Source organism: Streptomyces sp. NPDC001137, from assembly GCF_040298885.1.
In the GTDB taxonomy this organism is placed as follows: Bacteria; Actinomycetota; Actinomycetes; order Streptomycetales; family Streptomycetaceae; genus Streptomyces.
Window position 1 is genome coordinate 84,170 of the sequence record NZ_JBEPBA010000008.1, and the last position, 16,298, is coordinate 100,467.

Genomic DNA, 16,298 nt, shown 5'->3' on the forward strand with positions numbered 1-16,298 from the left:
CGCTAATGAAACTGCACCGTCTGAAGTCGGTCAGCACCAACAGCGTCAATTTGCGCGAGACGTCGGCGAACCCCAGGGTCCCGGAATTCGCCCCTTATACAACCTCACGGGCGGGCGCTCCCTCTGACTCGTTCCACGGTGTGCTCTACCGTCCGTACCTCGATCTCACCAAGGACGGCGAGGTCGCCCTGCACGGTGACGGTGTCCTGCTGGCGTACGACCACCTGGTCACCGGCCGGGTGCAGCCGGACTGGTCTCAGCAACTGCATCCTCCGGCGTTTCGGAGTCTGCTCGCCCACGCGCTGGGCAGCCCGGAGGTCGCCCACAGTGACCCCGGCCGTGCGTGGGCGGGGCAGACGTCGCCCGGAGTCGCCATAGTCCTCGACCATGTCCACAACGCCCGGGAGTTGTCCGCCCGTCAGCTGTACTCCCTGGTCAAACTGTTGGCCGCACTGGGGTTCTACCGGCACATCCTCACCGAGCTGCCCCGGCCCGCGAGGAAACGCTGGAAGTCCGACGCCAACTGGGCGGCATGCGCCTACGCGTTCTTCTCCGTGCGAGCCAACTACGCAACCGGCTATTCGCTCGGCTCACCCGCCCGGCAGATCGCCTACTGGCCCAGGGACCTCATCGAGTTCCACGAGTCGGCACCCCGCGGCTCCCGCGCCCGGCTCGATGCGGCCATGCGGCTGTGCGTGTTCGCGGGAAAGGTCTTACGGGACCGGGATCTCGTCCACCGGTACGCGCGGGCCGCTGCGGCGGAGTTCGCCACCTTCGAGGACGACGGCTCGTTCCACTACAGGCTGTTGGCCAGCAAGTATCTGCGTGCGGTGAGCTTCGAACCCATGATGGCGAACGACCGGGACGCCCTGCGGCGGGTCCTGGACCAAGCGGAGAGCCATGCGCGGGCCCTTGAGCCGCGCGATGACAGCGAGCACCTCCTCAAGCGCGACAACCTCATGATCCTGCTTGAAACACGAACGCGGGAGGCGCAGTGGAACCGTGATCTCGACCGGGCCGAGGACCTGGTGACCCGCAGCACTGCGATGAACCCGCTGGATCCCATGCGGCACAGCGTGCGCGGCGAGGTGCTCGCGCACCGCGGACGGTGGGGCCAGGCGGCCGCGGCGTTCGAACGGGCGGCCGCTCTCGGACCACCCCTGACGCCGATGGCCTGGTACATGGCCGGACAGTGCCGGGAAAACCTCGGGGAACTCGACACCGCGCTGTCCCACTACCTCGCGTGCGTCCACGTGGACCCAGGGGCGGTGAGCGCCTACCGGAGCATCGCGGCCCTGGCGCGCCGATGCGGATTCCCGGCCCTGGCGGGCCATGCCGAGGCGGCCCTTCACAGGCTGCTGGCCTCCGTGTCGACGACCGACGTGACGGTCCCGGGAGGGAAGTAGACGACCATGACGGCGAATTCCTTGGAAACCGGGCCACAGGACGCCCTGCACACCTGCGACGGCGAAGGGCGCACTGGTGATCCGCGGTGGGCCGCGCCGGCCCTGTTCTGGAACGGTCTCGCGGCGGCCGGCGGGCCCTCCTCGCCGCAGGCGGTGCTCACGATGCTCGGAGAGCGCGAGTATCCCTGCTACCGCAGTCTGCAGGGAGACGGCTCCATATCCACGGCAGGTGACTACCGGGACAAGGTCACAGAACACCGCATGAGCGCCGCGCAGTTCTGGCGGGAGGCCCACGCCGTCGGCCCGCGCCACCCGTGGCAACTGCGGGTCAGGCTGCGCGACCACCCCGAACTGGCCGCATTCGCACGCTCGTTGCTCACGGCGTACCGACCCTGGCTTCCGGAGGCTCCGCGCATGGAGTACTCGGCCGTCTGGCTGGCCGGCGTGGGCAGCAGGACCCCTCTGCACCAGGACGCCGGAAACGGAATCCTGGTGCAGGTGGCCGGTGTCAAACGCGCCCGTCTCCTGCACCCGTCCGCCCTTTCCCCCGAGGACTGTTCCAGGATCCGCGCATCCGAACGGTTGCTGGACGCGTACGTCACGCGACCGGAGAAGGCATGGGCACACTTCCGCGCCGAGCTCTCGCCGGGCAGCGCCCTGTACATCCCGCGGGGCTGGCATCACGACATCGTGTGCACCGCCCCTTCCATATCCCTCGTATTGCGCGCGTAGTCGCGGAGTTGGGAGACCAACAGTGCGTATTCTCCTCATCAACATGCCCACCCCGCCGCAGCTGTCCTTCGGCCGGAGCACTCAGCCGCTGGGGCTTGCCTATCTTGCGGCGGTGTGTGCCAAGGAAGGGCACGAGGTCGAGATACTGGAGGGCAACCGGCTGAGGGCCACGGTCGACGACCTGATCCGGGCGTGCCTGGCCGACCGCTACGGGGTGATCGGTTTCTCCGCGACCTCGCCCTCCTACCCGTACGTCGCGGAGGTCACGCGGCGTTACCGCGCAGCGGGCGGGGAGGCCCTGCTGGTCATCGGCGGGCACCATGTCAGTGCCATCGGCGGCCGCACAGCCCTGGAGGAGGCCCCGGAGCTCGATGTGGCGGTGATGGGTGAGGGCGAGGCGGCCTTCCTCGAACTGGTGACGCGGCGCGCACACGACGGGGACTGCACGACGATCGCCGGGACCGTGGCACGCGGACCCGCCGGTGTCCGCGGCAACCCCGGGCGCTCCCTCATCAACGACCTCGACAGCCTGCCCCTGCCCGCTCGGCACCTCCTGCCGCCGCTGACCGAGTACGCGGGTGTACGACGATGGCCCACGCTCGACGTGGTGCCCTGTGCCACGCTCGCGGCGAGCCGCGGTTGCCCCTACCGGTGCACGTTCTGCGACATCCAGATGTTCTACCGCCGGGAAAGCGGGCCCATGCGCCGGGTGCGCTCGCCGGAGCGGGTGGTGGACGAGATGTCGCTGATCCGCAAGGACTACCCGGACCTCCACTTCGCCTTCATGGACGACCTCTTCCCCTACGCACCCAACTGGATCCGGCGCTTCACAACGGCCCTCGAACAACACGGCAAACCGGGCACCTTCTCGTTCGCCGGCCGGGCCGACCAGATCGTGCGCAACCCGGAACTGCTGGATCTGCTGGCCCGGGCAGGCTGCTCGTCGATCGAGATGGGGATCGAGAGCGGCAGCCAGCCGGTGCTCGACCGCTATCGCAAGGATCTGGACGTGGCGACGAACCTGAAGGCGATCCAGCTCGTCCAGCGTTCCGGGATCCGCACCATCGTGGACTTCATCATGTTCGATCCCTGGACCAGCCTGGCCGAGCTCCGGGAGAACCTGGCGTTCCTCAGGGCCGCACGTACGGACGCGGGCTTTCCCACCGCCGTCTACACACGACTGACCTTCTATCCCGGCACTCCGTTGTACGACCGTTGGACGACGGAAGGCCCCGTGGACGAGGACGACCCGCAGTGGTTCCGGGACCCGGCCGTCCGCGAGGTCTGGCAGGCCCTGTCAGAGTTCCGTGCCGCCTGCCAGCAGGGGATCAACGACGAGGTCAACACGTGGCGCCGGATCCACCGGGAGAGCAACAGCCGCGGGGACGACACTGTCAGGGAACTGGCCGTCGACAGCATGTACACCGCCCGCCGACTGCCGTACCAGGTGCTGGAGGAACTGGTGACCGCGGCCTCGGCGGGTGAACTCCGAACGGCCGGGGCGGGCATCCTGCGGCGCGCGCAGGAAAGCATTCAAGCTCTGGCCCGGCGACGCGGGGTACTGCCCGACCGGCCCGTGTCGGCCGACGCGGCACGTGAGTTCGACGCGCTGTTGAGCTCCTGAGTCCGGACCGATCCTGCAGAGGAGCAGCTCCTGATGACACCGGCAGCGGATGCAGGCAGGCGAGGGGAGACCCTCTTTCTCATGGCCCGTTCCGCATCGACGATGGGCGACAACATGTACACCGTGGCCGTGGTCTTCGCCGCGCTGCGGGCGGGCGGCAGCAGCGCCATCGGCGTCGTACTCGCCGCGGAGATGCTGCCGAAGTTGCTGCTGAGTTCGCTCGCGGGGTGGGCGAGCGACCGCCGGCGGCCGGCCTCGATACTGATGCTGGGCGATCTGGCGGCCGGCTGTGTGACCGCATTCGTCGCGGTGATGATCGCGACGGGACACAACAGCGTCGTGATGCTCGCGACCGCGTCGGTCCTGCTCGGCGCGGCGACCTCTTTCTTCGATCCCGCCGCCCTCAAGCTCATATCCACAGGCTTCGCCAAGGAGCGCCGCAAGGACCTCAACGCCAACCTCGGCATCGCTTCGAGCGTCTCCAGGATTCTGGGTCCGACCCTGGCGGGGTTCCTGGTCGCCGCCGCCGGGACCGCAAGCGTGGTGGCGCTCAACGGGATGTCGTTCCTCGCGAGTGCCCTGCTCTTCGCGGCCGTCGGACGAACCGTCCCCCGCCGGACAGGTCAACGACGCAGCCACGGCAGCGAAGATGCCGGCCGCGTCGCGGCAGGCTTCCGTGACTACTTCCGCATCGGCTGGCTGTGGCGCCTGGGGGTGCAGACCAACGTGGTGCTGCTGTTCGGTGTAGCGCTGCTCAATGTCGCGGGCCCGGTGTACGCCGCCCAGACTCACGGTGGCGCCAAGGCGTGGGGCCTGGTGCAGGCCTGCAACGGCGTCGGCTGGTTCACCGGGCGAGTGGTGGCGCGGCGGTATCACTTCCGCCGTCCGGCCCAGGCCGCCGCTGTCTGCCTCCTCGCCGTCGCGCTGCCCGTCCTGGTCATCGGCGTGAACGGCGGCCTGCTGCTGCTCGCTGCGGCCCAGGCGGTGAGCGGCTGCGGGCTCGCTCTGCGGTCCACCCTGTGGGGCGGCCTGGTGGCGACCGCGATCGACGAGTCCGTCATCGGCCGGGTCGTCTCGGTGGAGCAGATCATGGGTCTGGTCACCACCAGTGCGTCCATGGCGGTCGTCGGAGGGCTGGTGAGCGCCCTGGGATTGCGTGTGATGCCACTGGTCGGTTTCACGGCCATCGTCGCGATCAGCGTCACCGTGGCGGCAGCTCCCACGCTGCGGCAGTTGACCGAACCGTCCCTGCCCCAGGAGGTGGGCTCGTGAATGCGATCAGGAAGCACGGCATCCGGAAGGTGCAGACTCCGGCCGGGGATGAGGCGTGGGTGGTGACGTCCTATCCCCTTGGCCGGACTCTGCTGGCCGACAGCCGACTGGGCCGCTCCCACCCCGCAGTCGGGCAAGCGCCCCGGTATTCCGCCTCTCCGCTGTTCGGTAGGCCCTGGGGCTCACCCGAGGACGAGAGGCTGGAACACGACCGGTTCCGCCGACTGCTGTCGCGGAGTTTCGGTCCGGGCCGGATGAAGCGTCTGCGTCCGGCCGTGGGGGCTGTGGTGACACGGTGCCTGGAGGAGCTGGGAGCCGCGGACCGGCCCGCAGACCTGCACCGCCTGGTGTGCCGGCCGCTGCCCGTCCGTGTGATGGGCCTGATGCTCGGTGTCCCCGAGGCCGATTCAGGCCGGTTCGCGGCTTGGGCCGACGCCTGGACGTCCATCGCCGATCCGGATGCGGCGCGGGCCGGACAGGCCGCTCTGCTGGAGTACTTCGCCTCCCTGGTGGAGCAACGGTCCGGCGATCTCGGCCCGGACATCATCAGTGACCTGATCCGCCATGGCTCGACCGCGGAGCAGGTCACGACCCGAGAGATGGTGGCGCTCTCCGCGACCCTGCTGTTCGCCGGATACGAGACGACGGTGGCGGCACTCGACAAGGCCATGCTGTTGCTGCTCTCTCATCCTGAGGCGTATCGCTCGCTGGGGCGGGACTCGGCGACGAGGGCCTCAGCCATCGAAGAAACACTGCGGTTCGCGAACGTCCTGCCGGCCGAAGAGGAGAACCGGCATCTCGGCATCGTTCGTTACGCCCACGACGACATCGCGATCGCCGACGGTCACGGGGCCATCATCCGCAAGGGCGATCTGGTCATGATCCAGAAGCTGAAATGCAATCAGGACACGGTGGAGTTCGGCTCTCCGGACGTCTTCGACATCAGTCGGTGCCCCAACCGGCATCTCACCTTCGGTCATGGCCGACGCTACTGCCCGGGCGCCCCTCTCGCCCGGCTCGAGATGGAGGAGTTGTTCGAGCGGCTGCCCGCCCACTTCCCGGGCCTTCGGCTTGCAGTGGACATGTCGGACATCAGGAGGGTTCCGAAGCGGCTCACGCCCCAGGTGGAATCGCTCCCCGTGACTTGGTAGCCGGAACGTGGACCAGAGCTGACCTGTCCCCGGTCCCCACAACACAGTGGTGCTGCGGGCCTGTTCGTCGAAGCTCTCCAGCAGGGGGTTGACGCCAGGCCGCGAACTCCGGTTCGCCCTCGAGGCGCCAGCACAACTCGGCGTACCCGAGGCGGGATTCGCCGTCCTCGTTGAGCACGGTGGCGATCGCCGTGAACCGCTCCACGACCGCGCGGTGACGCCGCTTGCCCAGGTCCAGGAACTGGATCCGGCGCCGCAGGATCTCCACCTGCCCGAGATACTCGCCCAGGACACGCATGGTGCTGCGGCGCGCGTACTCGCGATCACGACCCGTCTCGTCCTGGCAGCAGAAACAGCCCCGTGGGGTTCCGAAAGCCGCACCGGAAACCCCACGGGCCGTGTGCCTCAGTTTGCCGGGCACTCCTTCCACGCCATGTGGTACACCGTGCTGATGTTGCCGTCGGTCGAGTCCATGGTCATGAAGCTGACCTTGCCGGGGTTCGCCGTTCCCGCGTTCACTCTGAGTTCGGTGTTGATGTTGAAGTTGCGCTGAACTCCGCAGGGGGCCCAGACCAGTTGGGCCCAGTCGGTGGAGTCGGTGGCCTGCCAGTCGTCGTTGTACGAGCCGCTGAACGGGTGGGTCTTGGGCACCGTGTTCGAGGAGCCCTGGAAGTAGTACGAGGCCTTCTGCGTGGCGGACGCCCCCGGCTGGAGGGAGAGGAAGCCCCGGTAGTCGGCGCTGGCGATGGCGTAGGTGAAGCCCTGGGGGACGTGCACGATCAGGTTGAGCTGGCAGTTCTTGCGGAAGGCCGTGGGGTCGGAGCTGCCGCCGGCCTGGGCGAGGTACTGGCTGTAGGTCACCGTGAAGGCCGTGTTGTCGGGGGAGACGGCGACGGCCGCGGTGCCCTGGGGGCAGCCGGAGCCGTTCACGGTCGCCACATCGATGACGATCTTGTCCGGGGGCGGGTTGTCGAACACCCCGGACGAGTTGTGCGCGGGTATCGCTGTGGTGAGCAGAGCGGCTACCGCGCCGCCCAGAAGGAGTGCACCAGGCATGGTCTCTCCGGTTCTGTGAGTGGGGGGTGGCACACCTCGGCCCGGCCCGGAACCCTTGAAGAAACCATGGGGATCCTGTGAAGGCGCGAGGCGATCGCATCGTAGGGAGGCGCACCCGAACCGGTCAGGGCGAACTCAAGCCATTCACAGGTGGGGATTTCACATGGCGAACGTCCGGTCCACGGAAGCCGCGGCCGCGCTCACAGCAACGGCTCGATGATCTTCGCGAGCCGTGCCTGCGTCACCGCTCCCATCCGCACGGCCGCCACCTTCCCGGACGAGTCGACGACGATGGTGAACGGCAGCCCCTGTGTGGTCACCACGCCCCGCGGCAGCCTCAGGAGCTGCTTTCCCGACGGGTCGTGCAGGGAGGGGTAGTCCAGCCGGTACTGCTTCTGGAAGGCGAGACCGGCACCCCGGCCGCCGTCGTTGTCGAGACCCAGTACGCGCAGCCCGCGGGCGCCGTACTTCTTCTGGATCTTGTTGAGCTCGGGCGCCTCCGCCCGGCAGGGAGGGCAGTACGAGGCCCACCCGTTGATCAGGACGACCTTGCCCCGGTAGTCGGACAGGCTGACCCTGTCACCCTCCAGGGAGGGCCCGGAAAGGTCCGGAACAGTGGGCCGCTCGCCCTCCTTCCAGGTCCTGACCAGCGGATCCCCGGGACTGGTGTCGCTGATCGGCGCCGGGGAGGAGCAGCCGGCGAGGACCGCCGCACAAGCCGCCGCCACCACCGCGCACAGGCGTCGAGTCCTCGTCATCGGCCGGCCACTCCCCCGTGCAGTTCGTCCGTCCCCGTCCCGCTGAGGACGACCTCCAGGCTCCCCGACCGCCAGACGCACAGCACCCACGCGGCGGGCAGCTGGAGCGTGTACAGCGCCACGATCGCCATGACGAACGCCCAGTCCGCCGGTGCGCCGTCGTCCTCGGCCCATGCCGCCACCCCCCAGCAGACCAGCAGCGCCGCCAGGTAGACGGACCCGTCGACCAGCATCACGCGCCAGCGCGGCAGGGGCGCCAGCAGCCGTCGCGCCAGCACCAGGGAGATGGTCGCGGCGCCCACGAAGACCGCGTGCCACGGGTTCTTCCACCAGAAATCGGCCCAGCCCCCGACACTGCCGCCGGGCGCGGCCTGCCAGGCCAGGTCCACGCCTGCCCCGACCAGCCAGGACAGGACAACGACGGTGAGCGCGTAGGAAACGGCGCCCCGCCAAGTGACAGTCACGTCACTCCCCCTTTCGCCGGCGGGCCCCAACTGCGGCCCGCCACACGATCATTGTGCTCCCCGGCACCGCGGGGACCGGGTCCGGGGTCGGCGGCGGGCTGTCCTAACGTTCTGTCCATGCCGTCGATACGTCCGCGCCCCACCCGGCTCACCCTGGCCGTGGGCGCCTGCCTCCTCGCCGGCGGTGCCGCCCTCGCCGTCCACGGCTTCACCTACACGGATGCCGACGCCGGCGTACGACCCGCCAGGTTCTCCGGCGCACCGCACTGCCACCGCATCGCCGACAGTGCCCCGGCCTCCCTCGGCGGCCTGTCCCGCCGGGACAGCAGCCTTCCCGGGATCGCCGTCTGGGGGGACCGGAACATCGTGCTGCGCTGCGGTGTCACGCCTCCGGGAGTCACCGGCGACCCGTGTTTCGCGGTCGACGGCGTGGACTGGGTGATGGACCTGGCGCAGTCCACCGCCAGCAGAAAGGTGATCGTCACCTACGGCCGCGACCCGGCGACCCAGGTCGTCTTCGACGGCTCCAGCCAGACCGACGCGGCCCTGATCGACCTCTCCCGGACGGTCTCCTCCGTCAGGCAGACGACCCACTGCATCGAGCGCGGCTGACCCGCTACGGGTTCTCCCAGGCCGCCGGCTCCGCGGCCAGTTCCCGTACCGGCTCCGGCAGGGCGTCCGCCGCGATGTCCGCGATGGTGACGCCCTCCAGGATGCGGCGGACGTTGGCCCGCAGCGCGATCCACAGCGGCAGCAGCGGCTGCGCGGACCCCGTGTACTCCAGGCCGGTGGGCCGCTCCCCGCGCACGGACACGATCGGGCCGTCGACCGCCCGGATCACATCCGCGACCGTGATCCGCGCGGCCTCGCGGGCCAGCCGGTAGCCGCCGCCTCCCCCGCGCCGGCTGTCGACGATGCCACCGCGCCGCAGATCGCCGAGGATCCCCTCCAGGAACTTGTGCGGGATCTCCTGCGTGGCGGCGATGGCCTCCGCCTTCACGGGCCCGTCGTCCTGCCGCACCGCAAGTTCAAGAACCGCCCGTACCGCGTAATCCGCCCGTGCCGAGATCCTCATACGACCATTGTGCTGGGTGCGGCCGTACACAATGACCTCGCACAATGACCTCACACGCGCCGCCGACCGGCCGGCCCGACGGGAGGCTCCCTTGGGGCTCAGCAGACGTACCTTCAACGCCCTCGCCGGCACCACGGCCCTCGGTCTGGCCCTGGGCGGCAGCGGGGCCATGACCTGCGCCTACGCCGCCCAGACCGCCCCCACGGGCCCGCCGCCCGGCACACCGGGCGCGGACGGGCGGCGGCACACGGTCGGCTTCGACCGCTACTCGCTCCTCGTCGACGGCAGACGGCTGGTGGTCTGGTCGGGCGAGATGCACCCCTTCCGGCTGCCGAGCCCGTCCCTGTGGCGCGACGTCCTGCAGAAGATGCGCGCCCACGGCTACAACACGGTCAGCATCTACGTGTCGTGGAACTACCACTCCCCCGCCCCGGGGCAGTACGACTTCACCGGCATCCGCGACCTGGACCTGTTCCTGCGGACGGCGAGCGAGACCGGCCTGTACGTCATCCTGCGCCCCGGTCCCTACATCAACGCCGAGATCGACGGTGGCGGCTTCCCCGGCTGGCTGACGGCCACCGAGGGCCGGGCACGCACCGCCGACCCGACGTATCTGTCGTACGCCGACGAGTGGCTGACCCGGGTGAACGCCATCGTCGCCCGGCATCTGTACACAAAGGGCGGCGGGACGGTCCTGCTCTACCAGATCGAGAACGAGTACGACGCCTTCGTCAACGAGCCCACCGGCCGTGACTACATGGCCCACCTGTACCGCAAGGTCCGCTCCGACGGCATCGACGTACCGCTCTTCCACAACGACAAGGGCAGGAACGGGTACTGGATCCCCGGCTCCTTCGACACGGGCGGCGAGAAGGGCCGCTGGCTGTACGGCTTCGACGGCTATCCGTCGCCCACCCTGACCCCGCCCGACTGGGGGCACTTCGGGGTCGGCGGGGCGAAGGGCGGCGCGACCGCCAGCCCCCAAACCCCCGGTTTCGTACCGGAGTTCGGGGGTGGCTGGTTCGATCCGTGGGGCGGTGCCTGGTTCGGCGGGAAGGGCTACGCGGAGTCGCGGCGACTGCGGGACGCGGCGTACGAGCGGCGCTTCTACCTGACCAACCTCGCCAACGGCATCACCCTGCACAGCGTCTACATGACCTTCGGCGGCACCTCCTGGGGCTGGCTGCCCGCGCCGGTCGTCTACACCTCGTACGACTACGGGGCGGCCATCGACGAGGGCAGGCAGCCGACCGCCAAGCTGATCCCGATGCACCAACTGGGTCATCTGCTGCGGCACTTCCCCGACTTCGCCAAGCTGGACCGCGCGGCGGACGTCGAGGCGGACGCCGCGGCGGAGGGGCTGAAGGTGTACCACCTGACCAACCCCGACACCGGCGCCCATGTGTACGTCCTGCGCAACGACGGCGAGGTGCCGGTCGCCTCCGAGCTGCCGCTGCACGGCGCCGAACTCCCCGTCCCCGTGGCCGTACCGGCGCAGGACGCGCGGCTGCTGGCCGCCGGGATCAGACTGGGGCGGCGGAAGCTGCGCCACTCCAACGCCCAGCCCATGCTGGCCGTCACCGCGGGGCGGCAGGAGATCGCCGTGCTCACCGGGCGGCCGGGAGAGGACACGGTGACCGCACTGGAGTGCGCAAGCGAGCCGGCGGTCACCGTGCTGGAAGGGGAGGCCGAGCACTCGTACGCGGACGGGCTGCTGCGGATCGAAGCCCGGCTCGACGGTCTCACCCGGGTGTTGGTGAGCGACGGCGGAACCTCCACCCCCCTCCTCCTGCTCCTCGCCGACGACGAGACCTCCGTACGACTGTGGCCGCACGACACCCCGTCCGGCCCGGTCCTCGTGTACGGGCCCGCCCTGCTGCGGACCGCGGCCGTCGACGGAACGACGGTCCGGCTGACCGGGGACACCATCGAAGCCGCGGACCTGGAAGTGTGGGGCCCCCGCGGAATCCACGAACTCACCTGGAACGAAAGGGCGTTGAAGGCCCACGCGACCTCCTCCGGCAGCCTGCGCGCCGCGCAGCCGCTGGCCGGTGTCGGGGCGGTCGCCCTGCCCGCGCTGAGCAACGGCTGGCTGCGGAAGACGGAGAACCCCGAGTCGGCCCCCGCCTTCGACGACTCCTCCTGGACGCCCGCCGACAAGACCACCAGCCACAGCACCACACCGGTCCCCGCCGGACAGCCCGTCCTCTTCGCCGACGACTACTCCTTCCACTACGGCGACGTCTGGTACCGCGGGCGCTTCACCGACGCGACCGGCGCCGAGTCCGTGTCGCTGGCCTACAGCACGGGCACGCAAGGGCTGCTGATGGCCTGGCTGGACGGGCGGCCGCTGGGCACGCACCGGATGCCCGTTCCGGACAACAAGACGGTACGGAAGGGGAGTTGGGCGGCCACGGCCGTGTTCTCCGTGCCGAAGGAGCTGCGCACGGACGAGCCGCATGTGCTCTCGGTCCTCGTCCGCCGTATGCAGCGCGACCAGGACGGCACCTCGCAGGACACGCACAAGGTGGCGCGCGGGCTGACGGCGGTCACCTTCGCGGGGGCCGCCCCCCAGCTGACCTGGCGGCTCCAGGGCGAGGCGGCGCACGACCCCGTGCGCGGGCCGCAGAACAACGGCGGGCTGTACGGGGAGCGCAGCGGCTGGCATCTGCCGGGGTACGGCGACGGCGGCTGGGAGCCGGTGCAGCTGCCGCGGGCGGACCGGCGGCAGGGGGTGACCTGGTACCGGGCGTCCTTCCGGCTCGCGGTCGACGCCGGCATCGACGCCTCCATCGGTCTGGTCCTCGACGACGACCCGGCCCGCGCGTACCGCGTCCAGATCTTCCTGAACGGCTGGAACATGGGCCAGTACATCAACGACGTGGGCCCCCAGCACACCTTCCCGCTCCCGAACGGGATCCTGCGCACACGTGGCGCCAACACACTCGCCCTGGCCGTCCTGTCCGACGGCACCACACCCTCGGGACCGTCGGACGTACGGCTGACGCTGCTGGGCGCGGCGGCCGGAGGAGTGCCGGTGGCACCGGTGGCCTCCCCCGGCCGGTCGACCTGACGTCCTAGGCGAGCCTGATCACGTTCCAGGACAGCGGTTCCAGTACGGCGGTGAGGGCGCCGTCCCGCAGGGCGGTGCCCTCGACCGTGTGCGGGGCGACCCGCTCGGGGTCGTCGAGGGTGTTGCGGGCGTCCGGATCGGCGTCGGCGAGGGCGCTGTGCTCGACGACCTCCGTCAGGTCCAGGCCGCTCAGGGCGACTTCGAGGGGCAGCGCCCCGGTGCGGCCGCGGTTGACGGCGAAGAGGGTGACGGTGCCGTCCTCCGCGCGCACGGCGGTGGCGTGCAGGAGGTCCGTCTCGCCGTACTTCTCGGTCTCGTACGTCGGCGAGTCGACCCGCACGTCGAGGACCTGGCCGCGGCCGTAACGCGAGGCCTGCGCGAAGGGGAAGAAGGTCGTCTGGCGCCAGGCCGGGCCGCCGGGCTCGGTCATGATCGGGGCGATGACGTTGACCAGCTGGGCGAGACAGGCGACGGTGACGCGGTCCGCGTGCCGGAGAAGTGCGATGAGCAGCGAGCCGAAGACGACCGCGTCCAGGACGCTGTAGTTGTCCTCCAGGAGGCGGGGGGCCTCCGCCCAGTCCCGGGCACCGGAGTTCTCGATCTCGTGCCACTTCGAGATGTACCAGACGTTCCACTCGTCGAAGGAGAGGTTGATCTTCTTCTTCGACTTCAGCTTCGCGCCGATGTGGTCGGCGGTGGCGACCACGTTCTCGATGAAGGACTCCATGTCGACGGCGGAGGCCAGGAAGGAGTCGACGTCCCCGTCCTCGGGCTGGTAGTAGGCGTGCAGGGAGATGTGGTCGACGAGGTCGTACGTCTCCTCCAGGACCGTCGCCTCCCAAGCGGCGAAGGTCGGCATGGACTGGCTGGAGGAGCCGCAGGCGACGAGTTCGACCCCCGGGTCGATCTGGCGCATCGCGCGGGCGGTCTCGGCGGCGATCCGGCCGTACTCCTGGGCGGTCTTGTGGCCGGTCTGCCAGGGGCCGTCCATCTCGTTGCCCAGGCACCAGAGCTTGATGCCGAAGGGGTCCTTGTCGCCGTGCGCGGCACGGAGGTCGGACAGGGCCGTGCCGGCGGGGTGGTTGGCGTACTCCTGGAGTTCGAGGGCCTCGGCGACGCCCCGGGTGCCGAGGTTGAGGGCCATCATGGGCTCGGCCTGGGGGCCGATCTTCTTCAGGAAGGCGATGTACTCGGAGAGGCCGAAGCGGTTGGTCTCGGTGGAGCGCCAGGCGAGGTCGAGGCGGCGGGGGCGGTCCTCGACGGGGCCGACCGAGTCCTCCCACTTGTAGCCCGATACGAAGTTGCCGCCGGGGTAGCGGATGGCGGTGACGCCGAGTTCGCGGACGAGGTCCAGGACGTCGGTGCGGAGGCCGGCCTCGTCCGCGGTGGGGTGGTCCGGTTCGAAGATGCCGGTGTAGACGCAGCGGCCGAGGTGTTCGACGAAGGAACCGAAGAGACGGGGGTTGACCTCACCGATGGTGAAGGCGGGGTCGAGGGTGAAGCGGGCGGTGCTCATTTTTTCCTTTCCAAGGTTCAGATTCGCCTGCCGTTCGGGTCGTCCCATGCCCTGCCTTCCTGCCCTGACTGCTCGGTATCCTGCCCTGGCACACTGTTCGGTATTTCGAAATACGCTCGGAACTTCGAACGGGACCGTAAAGAGGGAGCGCTTGCCAGTCAATGGGTTGGGCAGACTTTCCGGCCAGGGCGACAGTTCGGGGTTGAACGACGGCGTAGGCTCGGACGGCCTGTCTGTGGCGTCAGAAGGGGGAGCGATGGACATCGCCGCCGGACTGCGGCGCTCGCGGAGGGTCTCCGGGATGCGGAAGCTGACCAACGGCCTCGGGGCGGCGGTGCGGGCCAGACCGCGCCCGCCGGCCGATGCGCGGGAGCTGTGCCGGGCGCTGTGCGAGGAGATGAGCGTGCTGCGCGGCGGGCGGCCGGTGGAGCTGCGCTTCGAGCGGTTTCCCGACGAGATCGAAGTCACCGGGTTGTGGGTGGAGTTCTCCGACTTCGACCTGGTGATCGTCGAGGAGCGGGCCGAGGCGATGCAGCAACTGGTCATCCTCGGCCATGAGTTGTGGCATCTGCACGCCGGGCACAGCCATCACCATGTGGCGGGGGCGGCCCTTGCCGACCGCCGCAAGTGGAACACCTTCAAGGACGCGGCCTTGTCGGTGGCCGCGCGCGACGGTTCCCGCGTCGCCGACGAGGCGGAGGCCGACGACTTCGGGCACCGGCTCGCGGCCGCGTTCCGGCCGCTGCTGTCGGGGCGGGACGCCGACGTGCCGCTCGGCCGTATCCAGCGGTCCCTGGGCTACCGCGGGCGCGGGGGAACGGGGCGGTGACAGCGGCCCTCGCCCGACTGGCCTGGTCCCCCGCGGGTTTCGTCAACGAGTTCTACCCCTCCTTCTGGTGGATCCCGGCCGGGGTGCTGACCGCCGCGCTGGCGATCAAGCTGCCGACCATCGTGCGCCTGTGGAGCGATCCGCTGCTGCGCGCCGTCGGCGGTGTACTCCTCATCGCCTGCGCGGTGTTCGTGTTCGTGGCGCCGTCGACGATCGCCCGGGTCAACCGGGTCACGGGCGTGCCGAACATCTCGGCGCCCTGGGTGTACTCGCTGCTGACGGCGTTCTGCGGCTCGTGCCTGCTGCTGATCATCGCGTGGCGCAACGGGCTGTCCGACCGCTCGGCCTCGACCGTTCGCGCCGTGCGCTGGGTGGTGGCGGGCTCCCTCGGGGTGATCGCCGCGCTGTGGGTGCTGTTCGCGCTGGCGGACGCGCCGGTGGAGCGCCTCCGGGACCTGGACACGTACTACGCCAACACGCCGTACATGCGCGAGATGATCCTGCTGTATCTGCTCGCGCAGGCGGTGGCCACGGTGATCACCTCCGGGCTGATCTGGAACTGGGTGCGCACCGACGGGCTCGACGCGTGGCTGCGCTGGGGCCTGAAGTTCCTCGGGGTGGGCTACGCGGCCCAACTCTCCTTCTACGCGGTCAAGTTGCCCGCGGTGGTGGCTCGTTGGACGGGCCATGACCTGGACTGGCTGAGCACGGCCGTGGCACCGCCGCTGGCCTGTCTCTCCGCCCTTCTGATCGCGGTCGGATTCATCCTGCCGCACGCGGGTCAGTACCTGGCCGAGCGGTGGCGACTGCGCCTGGCCCACCACCGGCTCCGCCCCCTGTATCTGCTGATGCGCACGGTCAACGGCAGCGGCGTCTCCTTCGTCCTGCGCGCCGGCCCGGAGCTGCGGCTCATCCGCCGGGAGACGTTCATCCGGGACGCGCTGCTTCCGCTGGCCCGGCGTATCGACGAGGGCGGTCGCCGACGGGCGTACGAGGCGGCGCTCGCCCTGGGCCACGACCCTGCGCGGGCAAAGGCGCTCGCCGCCGCGGTGGCCATTCAGGACGCGATCGCGGCACGGGGCTGGTCGGTGAGCGAAGAGGGTGGGCATGACCCGGACACGACTGATCTGCTGCGGGAGATCGGGGCGGTGTCCGAGGCTCTACGGCGGGCCGACGAGCTGGCGGCAGTGCGGGCTCGGGTGGGGGGTGTTCAGCGGCCGGGGGTTCGGAGCTGAGCGGTGCGGGGCCTGGGGTGGGGGGTGTGCTTGCCCGCGCCTGCGGGGTGCCGCCTGCGCCCACCCGTGCCGCCCTAGGCGGCACGATTGCCCGCAGGCTGCGACTG

At 70.0% G+C, this 16,298-nt stretch carries 14 protein-coding genes; 9 read left to right on the forward strand and 5 right to left on the reverse strand.

Annotated elements, in window-relative coordinates:
- Positions 1 to 140: 140 nt before the first annotated feature.
- The 5 genes from ABT254_RS17765 (at position 141) to ABT254_RS17785 (ending at position 6,185) form a co-directional block, all read left to right on the forward strand.
- On the forward strand, positions 141 to 1,406 hold the full coding sequence (locus ABT254_RS17765; RefSeq protein WP_351470382.1) for a tetratricopeptide repeat protein: 1,266 nt from the start codon (positions 141 to 143) through the stop codon (positions 1,404 to 1,406).
- Positions 1,407 to 1,412: 6 nt separating this feature from the next.
- On the forward strand, positions 1,413 to 2,138 hold the full coding sequence (locus tag ABT254_RS17770) for a cupin-like domain-containing protein (RefSeq protein ID WP_351470385.1): 726 nt from the start codon (positions 1,413 to 1,415) through the stop codon (positions 2,136 to 2,138).
- Positions 2,139 to 2,160: 22 nt separating this feature from the next.
- A complete protein-coding gene (locus ABT254_RS17775) occupies positions 2,161 to 3,762 on the forward strand; it encodes a B12-binding domain-containing radical SAM protein (protein ID WP_351470388.1) in 1,602 nt (533 codons plus the stop codon).
- A gap of 81 nt (positions 3,763 to 3,843) precedes the next feature.
- A complete protein-coding gene (locus tag ABT254_RS17780; protein WP_351470391.1) occupies positions 3,844 to 5,034 on the forward strand; it encodes an MFS transporter in 1,191 nt (396 codons plus the stop codon).
- A 287-nt stretch (positions 5,035 to 5,321) separates the two neighbouring features.
- On the forward strand, positions 5,322 to 6,185 hold the full coding sequence (locus ABT254_RS17785) for a cytochrome P450 (protein WP_351470394.1): 864 nt from the start codon (positions 5,322 to 5,324) through the stop codon (positions 6,183 to 6,185).
- A 405-nt stretch (positions 6,186 to 6,590) separates the two neighbouring features.
- Here ABT254_RS17785 and ABT254_RS17790 read toward each other — a convergent pair whose 3' ends face one another.
- From ABT254_RS17790 to ABT254_RS17800, 3 genes are all read right to left on the reverse strand, one after another.
- Positions 6,591 to 7,241, reverse strand: a complete 651-nt coding sequence (locus tag ABT254_RS17790; RefSeq protein WP_351470397.1) for a DUF4360 domain-containing protein — start codon at positions 7,239 to 7,241, stop codon at positions 6,591 to 6,593.
- 200 nt (positions 7,242 to 7,441) lie between these two features.
- Positions 7,442 to 7,999 carry a TlpA family protein disulfide reductase gene (locus tag ABT254_RS17795; RefSeq protein WP_351470400.1) on the reverse strand — a complete coding sequence of 186 codons (558 nt, stop codon included), beginning with the start codon at positions 7,997 to 7,999 and terminating at the stop codon, positions 7,442 to 7,444.
- On the reverse strand, positions 7,996 to 8,463 hold the full coding sequence (locus ABT254_RS17800; RefSeq protein WP_351470403.1) for a hypothetical protein: 468 nt from the start codon (positions 8,461 to 8,463) through the stop codon (positions 7,996 to 7,998). The genes ABT254_RS17795 and ABT254_RS17800 overlap by 4 nt, the downstream gene beginning before the upstream one ends.
- Positions 8,464 to 8,580: 117 nt before the next feature.
- On the opposite strand from ABT254_RS17800, the gene ABT254_RS17805 reads away from it, so the two are divergent.
- Entirely contained in the window at positions 8,581 to 9,075 is a 495-nt protein-coding gene (locus ABT254_RS17805; RefSeq protein WP_351470406.1) for a DUF3515 family protein, read from the forward strand.
- 4 nt (positions 9,076 to 9,079) lie between these two features.
- Here ABT254_RS17805 and ABT254_RS17810 read toward each other — a convergent pair whose 3' ends face one another.
- Positions 9,080 to 9,538 (reverse strand): RrF2 family transcriptional regulator, encoded by a 459-nt coding sequence (locus ABT254_RS17810; protein ID WP_115908355.1) that lies wholly within the window; start codon positions 9,536 to 9,538, stop codon positions 9,080 to 9,082.
- A 91-nt stretch (positions 9,539 to 9,629) separates the two neighbouring features.
- Between ABT254_RS17810 and ABT254_RS17815 the strand changes: the two genes are divergently transcribed.
- Entirely contained in the window at positions 9,630 to 12,611 is a 2,982-nt protein-coding gene (locus ABT254_RS17815) for a beta-galactosidase (RefSeq protein WP_351470410.1), read from the forward strand.
- Between the two features lie 4 nt (positions 12,612 to 12,615).
- On the opposite strand, the gene arfA is transcribed toward ABT254_RS17815, so the two are convergent.
- Entirely contained in the window at positions 12,616 to 14,127 is a 1,512-nt protein-coding gene (gene arfA, locus ABT254_RS17820; protein WP_351470413.1) for an arabinosylfuranosidase ArfA, read from the reverse strand.
- Between the two features lie 256 nt (positions 14,128 to 14,383).
- On the opposite strand from arfA, the gene ABT254_RS17825 reads away from it, so the two are divergent.
- Positions 14,384 to 14,956, forward strand: coding sequence for a toxin-antitoxin system, toxin component family protein (locus ABT254_RS17825; RefSeq protein ID WP_351470416.1), 573 nt, complete (start codon positions 14,384 to 14,386; stop codon positions 14,954 to 14,956).
- Positions 14,953 to 16,191, forward strand: coding sequence for a DUF6545 domain-containing protein (locus tag ABT254_RS17830; RefSeq protein WP_351470419.1), 1,239 nt, complete (start codon positions 14,953 to 14,955; stop codon positions 16,189 to 16,191). Before ABT254_RS17825 ends, ABT254_RS17830 begins: the two co-directional genes overlap by 4 nt.
- Positions 16,192 to 16,298 lie beyond the last annotated feature (107 nt).